Origin of the sequence: Mycoplasmopsis agalactiae PG2 (assembly GCF_000063605.1) — a bacterium.
Taxonomy (GTDB): domain Bacteria; phylum Bacillota_I; class Bacilli_A; order Mycoplasmatales; family Metamycoplasmataceae; genus Mycoplasmopsis; species Mycoplasmopsis agalactiae.
In genome coordinates this window covers 365,976-384,840 of the sequence record NC_009497.1, presented here as the reverse complement: position 1 = coordinate 384,840, position 18,865 = coordinate 365,976, and the positions used below count along the sequence as shown (strand labels likewise).

The following is an 18,865-nucleotide window of genomic DNA, read 5'->3' as shown; positions in this document are numbered from 1 at the left end:
ATTATTTTTTAGCTCCTATTTGTGGCATTTTTATGTAATAAGGCTCAATTTTATTTAAATCATCATAATCAATAAATAATTGTTTGTAGTCATTAAAATTATTTAAAAACTGCTCATAATTTACACTATCATAATTGTCTTTTATTCCTGTTTTACAGGTTATTTGGCTAGGATCAAATGGTTCTTGATTTACCAAATATTCAAAATACTTTTCGCCCTTTGCATTTATATAAAATGCATTTTTACCTTTATTTTGCTGGCTTAGAATTTGCATTGTACTAACTGTAAAAATTTTAATTTTTTTAATTGTTGCAATTGTTCTTAAATAAACTAAAGAGATTCTTACTCCAGTAAAATAACCAGGGCCTAAATTTGTATAAAATTCATCAAAATCGCTAATTTTTACATTCAATTCATTAAGCATTTCGCTAATGCTTAGTGGTATTAATTCAACTTTTTTTTGATACTTTTGCAAAACTTTAGAATACTTTAAGTTTAAGTTTTCATCAAAGGTAGCTAAAACAAAATCATTGTTAGCAGTGTCTAAATATAATTTCATTATTCAACCACCTTTATAGTAAAAATATGATTATTTTTTTCATCCAAAACAATGTCTACACTTACATAATTTGAATAATAATGAATTATTTTAGAAGGCCATTCAATAGCTATAATATCATTCTCATCAGCATAGTCAATAAATTCATCTATCTCGCCACTAAGATGATATGCATCAATATGAACTAGCCCATTATATGTTTTCATATAGTTAAAAGTTGGCGAAGTGATAGGCTCTTTTATTCCAATTATCTTAGCTATTTCTTTTAATAATGTAGTCTTGCCAGCACCTAATTCCCCATTTAAAAGTAATAATTTACTTTTAGTTAAATTATTCAAAACATAATTAGCTACTTCAGTAAGACTTTGATTCTCTTTTGTGACAAAAATTTTGCTTGGCTGCATATTTACCTTTTATAAATCTTTTTAATATATGTGTTTAAATTATAGTTTTATAAATATATAAAGTGCAAAAAAATAACAAAAAAAGCAAAGAAACCTTTGCCTTTTCTTGTTTTTATAGGTTAAGTAAGCATATTATATGATTTACAAAATTGACTTATGTGCCTATAAAATAGCCTAATTTATTATGTAAATAAATTATTTAAGAATTTTGGTTACAGAACCATAACCAACTGTTCTACCGCCTTCACGGATTGAGAACTTTGTTCCTTCTTCAACTGCGATAGGTGCAATAAGTTTAACTTTTAAGTTAACGTTTTCACCTGGTTGAACGAATTCACGGCCTTTTTCAAATTCTAGACCACCTGTAACGTCTGTTGTACGGAAGTAGAATTGTGGTTTATAGTTAACAAAGAATGGAGTGTGACGGCCACCTTCTTCTTTTGTAAGTGCATAAATAGCAGCTTCGAATTCAGCGTGAGGAACAATAGAACCTGGTTTAGCAAGAACTTGTCCACGTTCAATAGCTGATCTTTCAACACCACGAAGTAATAAACCTGCGTTGTCACCAGCTTGAGCTTCTTTTAAGTTCTTTCTGAACATTTCAATACCTGTAACAACAGTTTTCTTTGTTGGTTTAAGACCTACGATTTCAACTTCTTCGTTTAAGCTTAATCTACCACGTTCAACACGACCTGTAGCAACTGTTCCACGACCTGAAATTGTGAAAACGTCTTCAACTGCCATTAAGAATGGTTTTTCAAAGTCTTTAACAGGTGTTTCGATTCATGTGTCAACTGCATTCATTAATTCAAGAATGTTTTCTTCGTATTCTGGTTTACCTTGTAAAGCTTGTAAAGCTGAACCACGTACGAATGGAGTGTTGTCACCATCAAAGCCATATTTTGTAAGTAATTCACGAACTTCCATTTCAACAAGATCGATCATTTCTGCATCTTCAGGCTTGATCATGTCACATTTGTTTAAGAAAACAACCATTTTTGGAACACCAACTTGTTTTGCAAGTAGAACGTGTTCTTTTGTTTGAGGCATTGCACCGTCTGTTGCAGCAACAACAAGGATTGAACCATCCATTTGAGCAGCACCAGTAATCATGTTCTTAATGTAGTCAGCGTGACCAGGACAGTCAACGTGTGCATAGTGACGTTTTTCTGTATTATATTCGATGTGTGATGTATTAATTGTTATACCACGAGCTTTTTCTTCAGGTGCATTGTCAATTGCATCATATGATTTAGCTTCTGATAAACCTTTTTTTGCTAATACTGTCGCAATAGCAGCAGTTAAAGTTGTTTTACCATGGTCAACGTGGCCAATGGTTCCAATATTAACGTGTTCTTTGCTACGGTCAAAATCTAGTTTTGCCATATTAAAATCCTTTCGTAAAAATATTGAGTAATTTTAGCGCTAAAACCTACCTCAGCATGGCCTTTCATCCATGTCCTATCCAAACTTTTAATGCTAATACATAATAAAATAGTATTGAAATTTTAGCAAAAAATAACAAAATTTTAAAAATATTGCAAGGCGCCAAAATCATATTTGAGCATTAAAAATAATACTATTAAAACCTCTTGCTCATTAGTAATCCAATTCTTTTTATAACCAATTTTACCTATAACCCTGTTTTATAGCTGTTTTGATGATTATTCACCCTGTTTTATATATGTTTATATTTCCATATTTATGATTTAGTGCTATCTTGGCATAAATTAATGCTGTTTTAAATGTTATATAATAAAAATATATTTTATTTTGGGGGAATAATGCCTATTATAGAGAGAATTTTAGCTCGTGAAATATTAGATTCACGTGGCAATCCAACAATTCAAGTGGAAGTTACTACAGATTATGGAACTACTGGTGTTGCAAATGTACCTTCAGGTGCTAGCACAGGAAGTAGAGAAGCACTAGAATTAAGAGACAAGGGCACAAAATACGAAAATAACTGATTTGGTGGCAAAGGTGTTATGACAGCAGTTGACAATGTCAATGAAATAATAGCACTAGAACTAGAAGGATTATCAGTTTTTAATCAGAGAGAAATTGACAAAATAATGATTGATTTAGATGGCACAGCAACTAAGTCAAAACTTGGAGCTAATGCTATTTTAGGTGTTTCATTAGCAGTTGCAAAAGCAGCAGCAGCTGAACTAGAAATGCCTTTATATAGATATATTGGTGGTGCTAATGCACATGTGCTTCCATTACCTATGTTAAATGTTTTAAATGGTGGCGAGCATGCATCTAATACAGTTGATTTTCAAGAATTTATGATTATGCCAGTTGGTTCTAAATCATTAAGACAAGCGTTGCAAATGGCTAATAAAGTTTTCCATAATTTAGCTAAATTGCTTAAAAAAGCTGGCTATGGAACGCAAGTTGGTGATGAAGGTGGTTTTGCACCAAATTGTAAGAGTCATGAAGAAGTTTTAGACTACTTAGTTGAAGCGATTAAAATTGCTGGCTACACTCCTGCTACTAAAGGTAAAAATGCTATAGCAATTGCATTAGATGCAGCATGTAGTGAGCTTTATGATGAAAAAACTAAAAAATACACATTTAAAAAGCTTAAACAAGCCATTAGCGAAAAACGTCCTGGTTTTGAACACTTAGGTGATGTTAAGTTAGAGTACACAAGTGATGAATTAATTGAATACTTTGGTAAATTAATTGATAAATATCCAATTATTTCTATTGAAGATGGACTAGCTGAAAGCGACTGAGAGGGATTTGCTAAAATGACAGCTAAATATGGTCACAAAGTGCAAATAGTTGGCGATGATTTAACTGTAACAAATCCTAAGTTATTAGAAAAAGCTATTGAACAAAAATCAATGAATGCTATTTTAATCAAACTTAATCAAATTGGAACCCTTTCTGAAACAATGGATGCTATAAACAAGGCTCAAAAGGCAAATATGGCTTGTGTAGTTTCACATCGTTCAGGCGAAACTGAAGACACTACAATTGCTGATTTAGCTGTTGCATTTAATACAGGTCAAATCAAAACTGGTTCAATGTCTAGAACTGATAGAATTGCTAAATATAACAGATTACTAGTTATTGAAGAAGAGTTAGGTGAACAATCTGAATTTGAAGGCATAAAAGCATTTTATAACATAAAATAATGCAGAAAAGTCGCACAGGCGACTTTTATTATTTGCCTATAAAACAGCCTAATTAGTAAAAAGAGTTCTTGTTCTTTAACTTTTGCAAGACACAAACATAATTCATAAATGAATTATGCATAAAATCTTAATAATATATAATGTTAATATGATTAAAAAAGGCGATGTTTTGAATGGCTTGGTAAAGAACATTAATTCACACGGCATAATTGTATGAACTTTTAATGGTATGAAATTTTTTATACCATTAAATTTGATTACAGACTTTACAAAAAGCAAACTTGAAAGCATTTTTGAAATAAATCAAAAAATAAACTTTGTAGTTGAATCAATCGATATAGATATGCAAACCGGTATTGGTAATTTCAAGGCAAATCATCCACTTCACTCACGTATGCCTTTTAAAAACAAAATTAAAGAATCTAAAAATGGGTTTAATAAATTAAAAGAATCAGTGCTTAAATTAATAAGTGAAGCGGAAAGTAGCAGTAAATAATGGAAGCTATTAATTTAGATTTTATTAATTTTAGCCCTGATTTTAAAAACGAAAATATGCAACCTTATGTACTAGAGCTATTTAATAAAATTAAAAAGAAAGATAATGATTTTTTTGAACAGTTTGGGTTTAATGAACTTGTATTAAATTTTGATTTGCAAAATTTAAAAGAATTAAACAATTTTAGTGACCTTTTTCATAGTCAAAATATCAAGCACATAGTTATTTTTTGTAAAAAAAGTGATAAAGACAATTTTAAGGCGGCACATGATTTTTTAAATAAAAATGATATCTTAAAAGATCAGAAAATTAAATACAGCTTTTTTTGTGATGAAGAGCCTGAAATTTGGCAAAAACTGTATGTAAAAAATCAAGAAATAATTAACAACTCTAAGACTGCATTTTTATTTATCGGTCAGTCATTATATTCTGAACCATTTATTGAAATTATCAAAATTATAATTAATGATATTCAAGAAAAATATGGATATTATAGAGCACTAAAAAGATGTTTTATGATCTGCAAGCAAAAATTAGAAGTGCAGTTACAAAACTTTGAAATTGATGAAAGAAATAAGTTAATAATGCCGAACGTTTTGACCAAAAATTATTCATTTTTTGCTGAAAGCAACTTGTTTTTATTGCTTTTAAAAGGCTGTGATATTATGAACTTAGTTTCTGGGTATCAAAATTTATACCCTGCTTTTGTTTCTGATAATTTAGAAGAAAATATAGCTTTTCAATATGCCTATGTTAGATCATTAATTAGCAAAAAAAGTAAGTATAATTTCATAATTAATGATAATAATGTTTTGTCTAATTTACTTGTTTTACAGGCTAATATGGAAAATAATTACTATGATAAATTTAATGTTTTTTCATATATTGCATCATTTACAAACGATATTTATACTTATGGGCAGTTTTTAATAGATAATTATCAAAAAATGTACATTTCCTTTTATAAACTAAAAAATGAAAAAATAGATTACAGACTAAGTGATGAAATTCATTTTAGTGATGGACTAAATCAGTATCCTTTTACAAAAATAAGTGATTTTAGAAAAAGTGCAAATAATGGAATTCAGGAAATTCTTACCAATATTCTTGGTATGCCTTATTGTTTAATTTCAATTGATGATAATAACGAATATTCACTTGGAGCAATAATTGCATTTTTATATTGAAGTTTCATATACAGATGTATGCTAAATAATACAAATCCATTTTTAATTAACCACAGGAGTTAACATGAAATATATAAATGTTGATATTTCTCATGCTTTAGATCTAAGCGAGATAAATAAATATCAAGAACAGGTAGCTAAAATACATAGTGATATAGTTGCTCAAAAGGTCAGTGAAAAAGAGTGATTGGGCTGAATCAACTTGCCAAATAATACAAATAATTTGGAAATGAAAAAGATGAATGATATTGCTAGTGTATGAAAAAAACAAAAAGTAAACACACTAGTTGTTATTGGTATAGGTGGCTCATATTTAGGCTCAAAAGCTGCTTACGATTATGTTTTTGATAAATACAAAATGACTGATCCTGATATTGAATTAATTTTTGCAGGTAATTCATTAAGCAGCGAGCAATTAGTTGCACAACTTAAGTATGTTGAAAATAAAAAGTTTGCTATCAATGTTATTTCCAAAAGTGGTACAACAATTGAGCCATCAATTGCCTTTAGAGAATTTAGAAAGCTTTTAGAGTTTCAAGTGGGAGCACAATATGCAAAGGATTATATTGTTGCAACAACCGATTCTGAAAAAGGGGTTTTATATGAACTTGCTAAAGCTAAGAATTATGAAACTTTAATAATTCCTAATAATGTAGGTGGTCGCTTTAGTGTGCTTACTCCTGTTGGGCTATTTCCATTAATTTGTGCAGGCGTCAATGTTGAAAAATTACTTAATGGTGCAACTGATGCAAATAATGATTGCAATAATTTAAATCTAAATGAAAATCAAGCATATAAATATGCAGTTGCTAGACATGTATTAAGCAAAAAATATGACATAGAACTAATGTGTTCATATGAGCCAAAATTATCATTTTTCATCGAATGATGAAAACAATTATTTGCTGAAAGTGAAGGCAAGGATAACAAAGGATTATGAGTTACTGGTTCGACTTTTAGCACTGATTTACACTCGATTGGGCAAATTATTCAAGATGGCAAAAAGATATTATTTGAGACAATTTTAGTCTCAAAAGAACCTTTATATGACATTTTGCTTTCTAAAGAAAAAAATGATGATGATAAGCTTAATTATTTAGATGGTAAAACAGTACATAAAGTAAATTTATCAGCTTTTAAAGGCACACTAGAAGCTCATTCAAAAACCGCCTTGGTGCCTAATATTGTTATTGAAATTGCAAAGTTAGATGAATATGCACTAGGATACTTATTCCAGTTTTTTATGAGAGGATTAGCAATTAGTGCTTATTTATTAGGAGTAAATCCATTTGATCAGCCAGGAGTTGAAATATATAAATCCAATATGTTTAAAATTTTAAATAAGGAAGATAAATAAGTATGCCTGAATTGCCAGAAGTTAAGACAGTAGTTAAAGCACTTAAAGGTAATATTTTAAATTTAACTATCACTAATGTCATTGTCAAGCTTGATAAGCTAATTAAAAATGCTACTGCTAGTGAGTTTAAAAACTACTTGTTAAATGAAAAAATACTTGATGTTTACAATGTTGGTAAAAACATTATTTACAAACTTTCAAATAATAAAAATTTAGTAAGCCACTTACGGATGACGGGCAAATATTTTACTGATAGCAGCATAAATAGAACAAGAAAACATGACTATATTATTTTTGAGTTAGATAGCCAAATGTTTCTGTTTTATAATGATTCTCGTCAGTTTGGAACTTTTCATATTAAAAATGATAATGAGCTATTTTCATCTAAACCTCTTGATAAATTAGGCAAAGAAGTTGACAAAATTGATCCTAAAAATTTATATGAATCAGTCAGAAACAAAAGTATTCCTATTAAATCATTTTTGCTAGATCAAAGCTATATTTTAGGCATAGGAAATATTTATGCTAATGAAATATTATTTTTATCAAAAATAAACCCTTGAACTAAAACTAATAAAATACCTTATGAAAAGTTTAAAGAAATATTAAGCAACACTAAAATAATTTTAGATAAAGCAACTGAGCTAGGCGGCTCAACAATTGTTGATTTTTCAGGCCTTAATGGTGCTGAAGGTCAGTTCCAAAATCATTTACAAGTTCATATGCGCGCAAACATGCCTTGCAATAAGTGCAATGCATTAATACAGCAAGAATTTATTGCACAAAGAATGACTTATTATTGCCCTATTTGTCAAAAGGAAAATTATGAGCAAGAAAAATAAAAATAGTTCTATTTACTATGATAATAATGACTTCTCAAACATAGTTGATTTGCACGGATTTACAATTCCAGAAGCACTTACACAAGTGCAACTATCATTAGCTAATGCCTATGAAGATGATTTTTATTATGACTATGTTACTATAATAACAGGTAAAGGGCAAGGTGCACTGATGGCAAATATTGAGGAGTATTTACGCGATTCTAATTATGATTATGAAATATCATTTGATGATGCATCAATAAAGGTGTATTTGTAAAAAATAAATTATTGCTTTCTTTTTGGGATAAAAAAATATTTCCCCTTTATAATATTTCAATTATAAGTAAATATAAAAGGAGTTAATTATGCAAAAAACAATTTATTTAGCTGGTGGATGTTTTTGAGGTGTAGAAGCCTATTTTAAAAGGGTAAAAGGTGTTTTAGATACACAAGTTGGATATGCAAATGGCAAAGATGAAAATGCAACATATACCAACTTAAAAAATTCATTGCATGCTGAAACTGTTAAAGTAGTTTATGATTCAGAAATTACCTCAGTAGAAGAATTAGTATTGCATTTATTCAAAATTATTGATCCTACTTCATTAAATAAACAAGGTAATGATGTTGGAGTTCAATATAGAACTGGCGTTTACTATCAAGATGTTAATGACTATTTAACAATTGAAAAACTATTTAGCTATTTAAAGAAGCAATACAACGAATTTCATGTTGAATTAAAAGTTTTAAACCACTTTATTGATGCAGAAGCATATCATCAAGATTACTTAACCAAAAACCCTACAGGCTACTGCCACGTTAATTTAAATACAGATTATTCATTATCTAAAGATGATTATCAAATTATTAAGCAAGTTAGAAATGAATTAAAACTTAGCCAGCTTAGCTATGATATTCTTAAAAACTCTGCGACTGAAAGACCGCATACATCAGTTTTAAATAATGAATATCGTCGTGGAATTTATGTTGAAAAAATCACTGGCGAACCACTTTTTTCATCAAGCACAAAATTTAACTCTGGCTGTGGCTGACCAAGCTTTTCAGAACCAATTTTCAAAGACACTGTGAAGTATTTAGATGATACATCACACAATATGTTCAGAATCGAAGTAAGATCAGGTCAAGGCGACCATCACTTAGGCCATGTATTTAATGATGGTCCAAAAGATATGGGTGGTAAAAGATACTGCATTAATGGTGCTGCAATTGATTTTATTCCATATGAAGAAATGGATGAAAAAGGCTACTCAGAATTTAAAAAGTTTGTTAAATAATTAATTTTGTATTTAATAAACTAAATTCAAAACAAATAATGAAAAAGAAATTTTTTCCTTTCATATTAATAGGGGGGGGATTATCATTTACATCATTGCTTAGTGCATCTAAATGTATTGATTCACCTAATAAACCTATAAAACAGGAAAATAAAGCAAATAATGAATTGATTGATAAAGTCAATTCATTATTTCAATTATTAGATTCATCTAGTCAGAAAATTAACTATGAGAGCCATGAAGCATTAAATTTAAGAAGCAAAATAAATGAATATATTCAAAATTTAAAATCATTTGACCTTAATATTTTAAGCACTGATCAACTAAATAATTACATTAACTCTTTGCAGTCATTATTAGCTGAAGCTAATAGTTTTTTAAACAAAGACAAAAATGAAAATCTTGATAAATTAGATTCTAAAGAAGATACAGTTGTAATCGACACAATGTCTTTAGACCCTATGGATAAGCTTCCAATGGAAACTGAAGTTCCTGCAATACCTGCATTGCCTAATTTTCCTTTTGGCTTGTTTAACAATGCAAATAAGCACAAATATCCCGAGCATGCATCTAAATTTAAGGCAGTTGATTCAAAGATTCTATACAAAGAGTTGTATGACAGAACTTTTTCACTTAAATACTTAACAAAACTTTCAAATGGAGATCTTTTAAGTGATGGCACCGGAACTGCTTGATTACTTGATTATCATAAATATACAAATTCAGACAACAAATACAAATTATTTTTAGGTACTAATTTGCATGTTTTAGCTAGATTCAGTAACTCATTAGAAAAAGAGAAGCAAGAAAAATTAAACTATTATGATCCTACCAATGATAAAGTAGTTGCTGTTGCACTAGGTAAGAGCTCAAATGTTACTAATTTTGACCAAAAACCTAATAAAACAGGCTCAAATGGTACATCTCCTGCTTCTTATTTTACTAATAGTCAAGAGTTTATATATTATGAAAAATTAAGTAGTATCAATTCAACTACACAAACAAACGCCATCTCAGAACCAAAATTAGTTTTTGCTGCTGTTGATTTTATGAATGATGAAGCAATTAAAAATATTCAAAGTGAGCTTAATGAATCAGCTTCGCAATACAAGCAGTATAAAGCAAGTTCTAATGACATTCAGCACTATAAATCAGCCTGAGACGACTTTGAAAGTAAAAATAAAGTGCCTATTACAGTTGATTTTGCTGTCTTTGAAGTTGATATTGATTTAGAAAAAGCTGATGAAACTTTTAAAAGTTGAGTTAATTATGCTATTAGAGGTTTAGATAACTATATTGATAGATTAGAAAAAACCGAAATATTGCCAAATCAAGACAAAAATGTTTCTAAGTATATGCAAACAACTGATTATGTATCAGCTTCATATGATAAAAGTAATCAAAATAACTTATGAAATGCTAAAGATATTTATATAGCAGGTTATCCAAATCAAAATAATACTGCTACTTGAATGCAAAATAATCCTAGTGAAAGATATTCAGATTCAGTATCTTCATATAATAGCGGTTTAAAAAATAAAGACACTTTTGCTTTTGCAACAGGCAGCATTGAGGAAAAAGTTGGTGTTGCCTCAAATGCAATTATCAATGATAATTATTGAAATAGAGTAATGGCTAGCTGATATGGTTTTCAATACGGCATTAACTTTTCATCCCTATATTATGGTGCTTCTGGCTCATTAGCTTATAATGAATTTGGCCAAATGGTGGGAATTTATAACTCTGTAACAGCTAGTGTTGACTATGGTGATTTATTAAGATCAGGTGGCATAGCACCCTTTTTACAATCTAGCGATATCCAAGCTGCAAATAATACAATTTATGCTTACAATTTAATTGACGGAAGCAATAAGTCAATTTACAAAAATCAAAAGAACTCATTTAGAGAAAATCTAAAATTCCTTTATCCAAATGGTTTTTCAGACGGATCTAAGCAAACTAAATTATTTAATGACTATTCTGGGGAAAAATAACGATTTTTTCCTATTTTTTACTCTTTTTTGTAACTTTTTAAATAGCAAACATATTAATAAAATATCTAATTACTTTATAATGTAATAATTAAAAAAATATGATTTTGTTACTGGGGGAATATGCTGAAATTATTTTCTAAATTTCCACTAAAAGTCAAGCTTATGGCTCTTTTTGCTGTTATATTAAGCACACTACATCCTTTTTTAAGCATATTAATCCCTACAGTCACAAGGCAGTTAATAACTTACTTGGCTAATAGCAACATTAATAGTGAAGTAAGTGTTTATATTTTTAAATCTTCATGAATAATAGGCTCATTTTCTTATGCAAATGCTTTGTGAGTAATTATTGGAATTTCTTTTGCACTAGCTTTTATATTAGTAATAGTTTCCTATGCTTCTAACTTTTTAGCTGCACAAGCTAAAAATTTAGGTGTGTATTACACTAGGAAATTATTATTTGAACATTTACTTACTTTATCACATAAAAATATTGAAAGTATAACGCCAGCAACGCTACTAACTCGTTTTAGTAATGATGTACAAAAATTAGAGGACGGCTTTTATATTATTTTTAGAAACATTTTCGTTTTTCCATTTTACACAGTTTGAGGCTTAATATTTGCTTTACTAACTAATTTATACTTATCAATTTCAATTGTTTTTGTTGTCCCTTTTATTGTTACACTTGCAGTTGTAGCTATTATTAAGCTATTTCCGTTATATAGAAAAGAAAACATAATGCTTGATGCAGTTAATGAAGTAATTAAGGAAGATTTTAATAATGTTTCCTTAATTAAGTCATATAACTTAGGGCAAAGACAATTTTTGCGTTTTAATGAATCTAATAAAAATTTAGAAAAAGTTTCAAGAAAAGCAAATACATATGGCGCTATTAACTGACCTTCTATTGACCTATTCATTTTGCTTGGCAATGTTGTTATTTTTTCAATTGTAGCAGTGATTATTAACAAAAATGATAGCACTGACATTAAGTCATTAGTTGGTGACATTTATCAATTTATTACATATATGCAGCTTATTTCTTTTGGAATATTTTCAACACTTTTTATGACAAATAGACTTATAAGAAGCAATATTTCTGCTAAAAGAATTTTGGAAATATTAAAAATAAAAAGCGAAATTGCATCTAAAAATAGTACTCATACACAATCAATTTGCGGCAAAATTGAGTTCAAAAATGTGAATTTTGGCTATGATAAAACATTAGTTTTAAAAGATGTTTCATTTGTCATAAAGCCTTATGAAACAGTCGGAATAATTGGAAAAACTGGTAGTGGAAAAAGTACATTAGTTCGTCTTTTAACTCGCGAGTATAAAATTAATAAAAACAGTGGCGAAATATTAATAGACAATAAAAATATTTATGACATTAACCAGCAAGATTTTTACAAAAATGTTTCAGTAGTATTTCAAAAACCATTATTGCTAAGTGGTACTATTAAATCAAATGTGATGCTTGGTGCTAATTTAGAAAATGAATCAAATTTAAATAATGCTTTATTAAATTCTAAAGCTGACTTTGTATTTAAACTTGATGATTCAGTAGAGCATAAAGTTTACCAAAGAGGTAAAAACTTTAGCGGTGGGCAGAGACAAAGATTAGCAATTGCCCAAGCATTAATTAAAAGTCCAAAAATTCTTATTTTGGATGATGCAACAAGCGCATTAGATAACCAAACTGATAAATTAGTTAGGGAAAATTTAGGCAAAATTTCTAATAATACAACCATAATAATTTCTCAAAGAGTTAGTTCAATAAAGGATTGCGACAAAATAATTGTTATGGATAATGGCAGTGTTTCTGCAATTGGAAAGCATAATGATTTATTAAATACTAACACAATATATAGAAGTATTTATGAAAGCCAGGAGAAAGAGGTGCAAAATGTCTAAAAGTGCTGTCAAACAGGCAAATAGGTCAAAATCTCCTAACTCTTTCAAGCTTTTTATAAAACTTTTTAAAGACTATTCAGGAAATAGTTTAATTTTATGAATGCCAATATTTTTAGGGCTTTTATTAGCTGGATTTATCACTGGTGGTGTATGACTTTTAGGATATATAATTGACCACTTTTTTAAAATAGATTTATTTGATCCTGCGTCATTTAATGCTTCCCAATTTGCCTGATTTATAGTACTCTTAGCTTTTGTTTATTTACTACAAAAATTAGTTTTAATTACACAATATTTAATAGTTAACAGAGCCAGTGTAAAAATAGGTTCTCGTATTAGAGTAAATATTTATAAAAAGCTTCAAATAATGCCGTTAAGTTATTTTGAGAATGAAAAAACAGGTGACTTGATGTCAACAGTTACTAATGATATTCAAAATGTTGTACAGTCTATGATTGATGTTATAAGCAACATTATTACAGTAGCATTTACCTTATTAATTACTTTTGGTATTCTAATTTCATACTCATTTATAACTGCACTTATTGCTTTAGTTATTATTCCAATTAACTTTATACCAGTATTAATAATTATTATTAAAAACCAAAAATATTTTGTTTCTAAACAACAAAATTTAGGTAATTTTAATGCTTATTTAGAAGAAATAATTGATGCGCTTCCTATAATAAGAATAAATAATAAGCAAGAAGCTGTTGCAAAAGACTTTGACAAAATTAACAAAGTTTTACTGAAAACTAGTACAGCTATTTCAGTAAGAATTGCCTGATTATATCCTTGATTTTACTTTAGTAAGATACTTAATTTATTAGTAATTGTCGGACTAACTGTTTTATTAAAAAATAATTGATTATCAATGCCTGGTAGAGACAATATAACTAGTGGCGCAATATTATCAATTTCAATTTATGTTTTTACAATTAGTGATAAATTAGGTGAAATTTTAGAAATTGTTTCGAATTTACAATTGGGTTTAGGTTCTGTTGTGCGTGTTAAAAAATTACTTGACTTAATGCCTTCAGTTGATGAATCAAAATTGCCAAACCTAAAGAATGGCGATGGTACAATTGAATTTAAAAATGTATGATTTGCTTATCCATCTAATCCTGATAAATACGTTTTAAAAAATATTTCATTCAAAATAGAGCCAACAAAAACATTGGCACTAGTAGGTCACACAGGCTGTGGCAAAAGCACAATTGCAAAACTGCTTTCTAAATTATATGTTCCAACTAAAGGCGATATCTTAATTAATGGTCAATCAATTTTTGACACAAATGAAAAAAGCTGAAGAAATAATATTGACGTCATTCAGCAAGAAACATATTTATTTAAGGACACAATTAAAAATAATTTAACCTGTGTAAGACCAGAAATTTCAGACGATCAATTAGTAAATATTTCTAAGCAAGTGGGACTTGATGAATTTATTCAAAAATTCCCAAAAGCCTATGAAACAGAGCTAAAAGACAACGGATCAGTTTTAAGCGTTGGCCAAAAACAACTTATAGCTATCACTAGATCAATGATAAGCAGCAAAACAATTTCTATTTTAGATGAAGCAACTAGCGATATTGATACAATCACTGAGATTAAGATTAAAAAAGCTATTTCAGTTTTAAGTAAAAATAAAACACTTTTAATAATTGCTCATAGACTAAGCACTATAAAGAATGCCGACAATATTTTAATGCTTGAAAATGGTGAAATAAAAGAACAAGGCACACATAGTCAGCTAATGTCTAAAAAAGGCCAATACCAAAAAATGTACATTAGTGGAATTGAAGAATAAAAAATCAAGGAGTTGCCTTGATTTTTTAATATGGTGCCCGAGACAGGACTTGAACCTGCATGAGTTGCCTCACTAGATCCTTAGTCTAGCGTGTCTGCCAATTTCACCACTCGGGCAAAATGCATAATTAATTATATAGAGAAAATAATTAAATATGCAAAATAATCATTATTTAGGTGAAATAAAAGGTAATAAGTCAGTTGTGCCTAGTCAATCAAGTAAACAAATTACGCCAAATGCTATTACGCCAAGAGTTATAAGAGCTAAAATTACATAACCAACAATTCTGCCAACTGATTTTTGTTTTTTAGATTTTGGCATTGCTGTTGACATTTGCATTGATGAATCTGTTTGAGAACTTTTTTCTTCTTCTGAAGTCATCATAGATTCTTTATTATCACTAGCTTCTGTTTCATCAGTCATTTTGCTGCTTGTCATAACTTCTTTATCCATAACTTCATTTTTAGCTTCAGGCATAACTTCTTTTTCTGAAACTGCTTCAGTTTTCTTAAAACTCATAGTGTTTTCTTTAACACTAGCACTAGGTTCAATAACTATTGTATTAGTTGCAGATAAATCATCTAATTCTTTTGCAGCTTCAGAACGAGAATGTCTGTCAAGATCAGATAAGCCAGCTAATTCAATTTGCTTCATTTTGACTTTTGCATCAGCATTTAGATACTCTTCTTTATCTCTTTTCTTGATTTCATATCTTGATTCAAAATATGTTTTAGGATCTGCACTATATGAGAATTTTAAATGTTTAATGTATTCATCAATTTCTGCATCAGTATTTAGTTTGTAAAACTTAAGTGGATCAATTTCAAACTCATCACATAAAGAAATGTATGTTTCATTAGCATCTAAACCTGATGATTGAGGTATCATAATAAATTTATTGTTGTAGTCTGGATCTTTGATATATGCAATTTGTCCAACTTGTTCATTTTTTTCATTTAACAACAAAATTAGTGTTTCAAGTTTAAAACTTATGTATCAAAATACAGCATCTTTTCTGCTTTTGAATTGGCCAATTATTTCTTCTTTTTTAGGATGTTTTAAAACTCAAGGAAATTCTGTTCCAGCATTATAAAATATTGCAACTCTCTTCATATAGTACTCCTTATTTTTAAGCTTTATCAAATATATAGAAAATACTAATCTTTTGTACAATTCGCCTATAAAACAATGAAATAATGAAAATTGAGGGCTGAAAATAATTTCAAAAATTTCTCAAAATTCGTTACATTTAAAGCGTTAAATTGACTCCTTTTTTAATTGAATTTCTTTCATAATTACAATTTCTAATTTATAATTTTTTAATATTAAGATAAAAAATTAATGCTAAATATAAACTCAAACAAAAATAAAAATAATTTTTGGATTGGCTTATTAATAAAGCATTTGTACAAAAACATCTATTTTATAGGCCTGTAAGTATTAAGGAGAGTCGAGATGATTAATGTAAATACTTTTAAACCTGGAATTACTTTTGAAGATGATGGTGATATTTTTGTTGTTTTGGAAGCTCAACACTCAAAACAAGGTAGAGGTCAAGCCAATGTTAAGGCCAAGGTAAAAAACCTAAGAACTGGCAGCACAGTTATTAAATCATACACTGGTGGTGTAATGGTTTCACGTGCACACATTGATAAAAGACCAATGAGCTACTTATATTCTGATGGTGAAAATATTATTTTAATGGATACTGAAACATATGAGCAAGTTGAAATTCCAGTTTCGCATGTTGAATGAGAGCTTAATTTCCTTAAAGAAGGAATGATTGTAAAAATTAGAAAATATAAAGAAGAAATTCTTGACATTGAATTAGATGCTAATGTTGTGTTAGAAGTTACTGAAGCTCCAGATGCTGTTAAAGGCAACACAGCAAATAATCCACAAAAGAAAGTTAAGTTAGAAACAGGTTTTGAACTAGAAACTCCAATGTTTATTAGTGAAGGCGAAAAAATCATTGTTTCAACCGAAACAGGCAAATATGTTGGAAGGGCAAATAAGTAATGAATTTTCTTTCAACTTCTTTTGGAACTAACGAAAGAGTTTCTATTACTGAAAAAGCTCTTTTGAGCCTTATAGATAATGCTGTTGCTGAAATAAAAGGAATTAAATTAGCCAATATTCCTAGGATAACATTTCTTCCAGATCAGTCAAATGCCACTTTTATTATTGATGTTAAAGTTAAAAGAGGCTATTTACTCAAAAATACTATTGAAGGACTAAGAGAAGAAATAACCAAGAATTTTGAAACTCTTTTAGATTTTAAGCCACACAATATTCGAATTTGTTTTGTAGAGTTTTATTAATTAAAGCGCCTAAATTGGGTGCTTTTTTAAATAAATAAAATCCACAAAATAACTTTTTGTGGCTATAAAATAGGCTTTTTGGACTACTAGCTAAATGATAACAATATTCCGTATGTTATACCAAAAGTGATTAAAACTGTTATAAAATCAATTACTAAGTTAAGCAAAATAACTGATGCAGTTGAAGGGTCTTTTTTCGCTTTAATTAGCAAAAGTGGTAATAATGAACCAAATAATGATGAAAGTATGATTGATATAAATAAAGCAACTGAAATTCCAATTATAAGTGCTAAATATTTAAATTTTTCATTTGACAATAATTCTTTAGTAGCTGCAAAATATGCACTTAATCTTGCAACATTAACTACTGCTAATACTAGTGCAAGCACAGTGGCTGCTAATAATTCCTTTAAAACTACTTTTGTAAAGTCTTTTTTGTCAATTTCATCTAAAGCAATAGCACGGGAAATACTAATATTTGATTGCAATCCCATATTTTTTACACTATTATTAAGCACAGGGATAATAGCAGCAAAAGCTACTGTTAGTGATGTTGCAAATGATGCACTATTAGCTGCTTTTTGTGTAATGTATGTTGAATGCAATGCTCAGTGGATAATAATTTGGGTAATAGTTGAAAAAATTAGTAATAATGAAAGCCATAAAATACGTGATTGAGCAATCTTATATCAAGGCATTTTCATATAATCATTTTCAATAACCTTGTTGCTGATTCCAGCTATTTTATAGAGGTCTTCGGTAACTTCGTCTTGAATTACATCAATAACATCGTCGCTAGTTATCATACCTATTAGTCTTTTTTCATGGTTAACAACAGGTAAAACTGACATATCTTGCTCACTAAATACTTTAGCTGCATTTTCTTTCTTTTCACTAGTGTGTACAAATGCTACAGGTGAGTAAATGTCTTCAATTTTTTCACTTGGTTCAGCAAAAGTTATTTCTTCTAAAGTAAGCACACCTAATAATTTATTTGTTTCACTTACAACAAAATAATAGTGAACTAATTCTTTTTGATTTTTCTTATAGTCCCTACGTATTTTATTAAGCGCTTGCTCACAAGTATATGAGCTAGGCAAGCTAGAAATATCAATGCTCATAATGCTTCCGACTTCATCATCATTGTAGCTTAAGAGCTTGTTTAATTCATTTCTTTTTTCGGCGCTTGTGTAAGCTAAAACTTTACTTGCAACATTAGAAGGCAATTCATCTAAAACGTCAACCAATTCATCAGACTGAAGCTCTTGTAATAGTTTCATTCCTCAGTCTTCAGTAAAGCTTTTAGCTAATTCAACCTGTACATCTTCATCTAAATAACTATAAATTGAGGCTGCTGATGAAGTTGTTAGTAAACGTAAAAATATTAATTGTTCATTTAACTCTAATGATTCTAATGATGATGCAATATCTGCATCTGGATATGTTTCAACTATTTCTCTAGCACCATTAACATTAAGTGTTGCTATTACTTTTTTTAATTCGTCAGTGCCGACCTCGAGGGGGGATTCATATATCTGATCTTCAGTCATTT

At 29.1% G+C, this 18,865-nt stretch carries 17 protein-coding genes, 1 tRNA gene and 1 pseudogene; 13 read left to right on the top strand and 6 right to left on the bottom strand.

Translation table 4 applies throughout. The features are described 5' to 3' along the window. Position 1: 1 nt before the first annotated feature. The 3 genes from tsaB to tuf all read right to left on the bottom strand — a co-directional run bounded on the left by tsaB (position 2) and on the right by tuf (position 2,349). Positions 2-559, bottom strand: coding sequence for a tRNA (adenosine(37)-N6)-threonylcarbamoyltransferase complex dimerization subunit type 1 TsaB (gene tsaB / locus MAG_RS01680; protein WP_011949496.1), 558 nt, complete (start codon positions 557-559; stop codon positions 2-4). Then, complete coding sequence (tsaE, locus tag MAG_RS01675; protein ID WP_011949495.1) at positions 559-963, bottom strand: tRNA (adenosine(37)-N6)-threonylcarbamoyltransferase complex ATPase subunit type 1 TsaE; 405 nt, start codon at positions 961-963, stop codon at positions 559-561. The genes tsaB and tsaE overlap by 1 nt, the downstream gene beginning before the upstream one ends. Before the next feature lie 195 nt (positions 964-1,158). Continuing rightward, a complete protein-coding gene (gene tuf, locus MAG_RS01670) occupies positions 1,159-2,349 on the bottom strand; it encodes an elongation factor Tu (protein ID WP_004024476.1) in 1,191 nt (396 codons plus the stop codon). Between the two features lie 398 nt (positions 2,350-2,747). Between tuf and eno the strand changes: the two genes are divergently transcribed. The 11 genes and pseudogenes from eno to MAG_RS01620 all read left to right on the top strand — a co-directional run bounded on the left by eno (position 2,748) and on the right by MAG_RS01620 (position 14,992). Further along, positions 2,748-4,112, top strand: a complete 1,365-nt coding sequence (gene eno / locus MAG_RS01665; protein ID WP_011949494.1) for a phosphopyruvate hydratase — start codon at positions 2,748-2,750, stop codon at positions 4,110-4,112. Between the two features lie 148 nt (positions 4,113-4,260). Then, positions 4,261-4,608 carry a S1 RNA-binding domain-containing protein gene (locus MAG_RS01660; RefSeq protein WP_011949493.1) on the top strand — a complete coding sequence of 116 codons (348 nt, stop codon included), beginning with the start codon at positions 4,261-4,263 and terminating at the stop codon, positions 4,606-4,608. Next, positions 4,608-5,858 (top strand): glucose-6-phosphate isomerase, encoded by a 1,251-nt coding sequence (locus MAG_RS01655; RefSeq protein WP_011949492.1) that lies wholly within the window; start codon positions 4,608-4,610, stop codon positions 5,856-5,858. The genes MAG_RS01660 and MAG_RS01655 overlap by 1 nt, the downstream gene beginning before the upstream one ends. A 1-nt stretch (position 5,859) precedes the next feature. Then, positions 5,860-7,152: a glucose-6-phosphate isomerase gene (locus tag MAG_RS01650; RefSeq protein WP_011949491.1), complete on the top strand. Its 1,293-nt coding sequence runs from the start codon at positions 5,860-5,862 to the stop codon at positions 7,150-7,152. Positions 7,153-7,154: 2 nt separating this feature from the next. Next, positions 7,155-7,994, top strand: a complete 840-nt coding sequence (gene mutM, locus MAG_RS01645) for a DNA-formamidopyrimidine glycosylase (RefSeq protein WP_011949490.1) — start codon at positions 7,155-7,157, stop codon at positions 7,992-7,994. After that, positions 7,978-8,253, top strand: a complete 276-nt coding sequence (locus MAG_RS01640) for a Smr/MutS family protein (RefSeq protein ID WP_011949489.1) — start codon at positions 7,978-7,980, stop codon at positions 8,251-8,253. The genes mutM and MAG_RS01640 overlap by 17 nt, the downstream gene beginning before the upstream one ends. 88 nt (positions 8,254-8,341) lie before the next feature. After that, positions 8,342-8,782 (top strand): annotated as a pseudogene (gene msrA, locus MAG_RS04565) (peptide-methionine (S)-S-oxide reductase MsrA); the annotation flags it as partial. Positions 8,783-8,839: 57 nt separating this feature from the next. Continuing rightward, the gene (msrB, locus tag MAG_RS04560; protein ID WP_408634297.1) at positions 8,840-9,271 is read left to right on the top strand and encodes a peptide-methionine (R)-S-oxide reductase MsrB; all 432 of its coding nucleotides are present in this window, start codon (positions 8,840-8,842) and stop codon (positions 9,269-9,271) included. A 38-nt stretch (positions 9,272-9,309) separates the two neighbouring features. Next, the gene (locus tag MAG_RS01630; RefSeq protein WP_011949487.1) at positions 9,310-11,265 is read left to right on the top strand and encodes an MIP family Ig-specific serine endopeptidase; all 1,956 of its coding nucleotides are present in this window, start codon (positions 9,310-9,312) and stop codon (positions 11,263-11,265) included. 120 nt (positions 11,266-11,385) lie between these two features. After that, positions 11,386-13,182 (top strand): ABC transporter ATP-binding protein, encoded by a 1,797-nt coding sequence (locus MAG_RS01625; protein ID WP_011949486.1) that lies wholly within the window; start codon positions 11,386-11,388, stop codon positions 13,180-13,182. Next, the gene (locus tag MAG_RS01620) at positions 13,175-14,992 is read left to right on the top strand and encodes an ABC transporter ATP-binding protein (RefSeq protein ID WP_011949485.1); all 1,818 of its coding nucleotides are present in this window, start codon (positions 13,175-13,177) and stop codon (positions 14,990-14,992) included. Before MAG_RS01625 ends, MAG_RS01620 begins: the two co-directional genes overlap by 8 nt. A gap of 31 nt (positions 14,993-15,023) precedes the next feature. Here the strand turns inward: MAG_RS01620 and MAG_RS01615 are convergent. Next, positions 15,024-15,108, bottom strand: a tRNA-Leu gene (locus tag MAG_RS01615). Between the two features lie 52 nt (positions 15,109-15,160). Then, complete coding sequence (locus MAG_RS01610) at positions 15,161-16,105, bottom strand: MAG3090 family protein (RefSeq protein ID WP_011949484.1); 945 nt, start codon at positions 16,103-16,105, stop codon at positions 15,161-15,163. Positions 16,106-16,447: 342 nt separating this feature from the next. On the opposite strand from MAG_RS01610, the gene efp reads away from it, so the two are divergent. After that, positions 16,448-17,011 (top strand): elongation factor P, encoded by a 564-nt coding sequence (gene efp / locus MAG_RS01605; protein WP_004024464.1) that lies wholly within the window; start codon positions 16,448-16,450, stop codon positions 17,009-17,011. Continuing rightward, positions 17,011-17,313, top strand: coding sequence for an MMB_0454 family protein (locus tag MAG_RS01600; RefSeq protein WP_041308723.1), 303 nt, complete (start codon positions 17,011-17,013; stop codon positions 17,311-17,313). The genes efp and MAG_RS01600 overlap by 1 nt, the downstream gene beginning before the upstream one ends. 86 nt (positions 17,314-17,399) lie before the next feature. On the opposite strand, the gene mgtE is transcribed toward MAG_RS01600, so the two are convergent. Beyond that, complete coding sequence (gene mgtE, locus MAG_RS01595) at positions 17,400-18,863, bottom strand: magnesium transporter (RefSeq protein ID WP_011949483.1); 1,464 nt, start codon at positions 18,861-18,863, stop codon at positions 17,400-17,402. Positions 18,864-18,865: the final 2 nt, after the last annotated feature.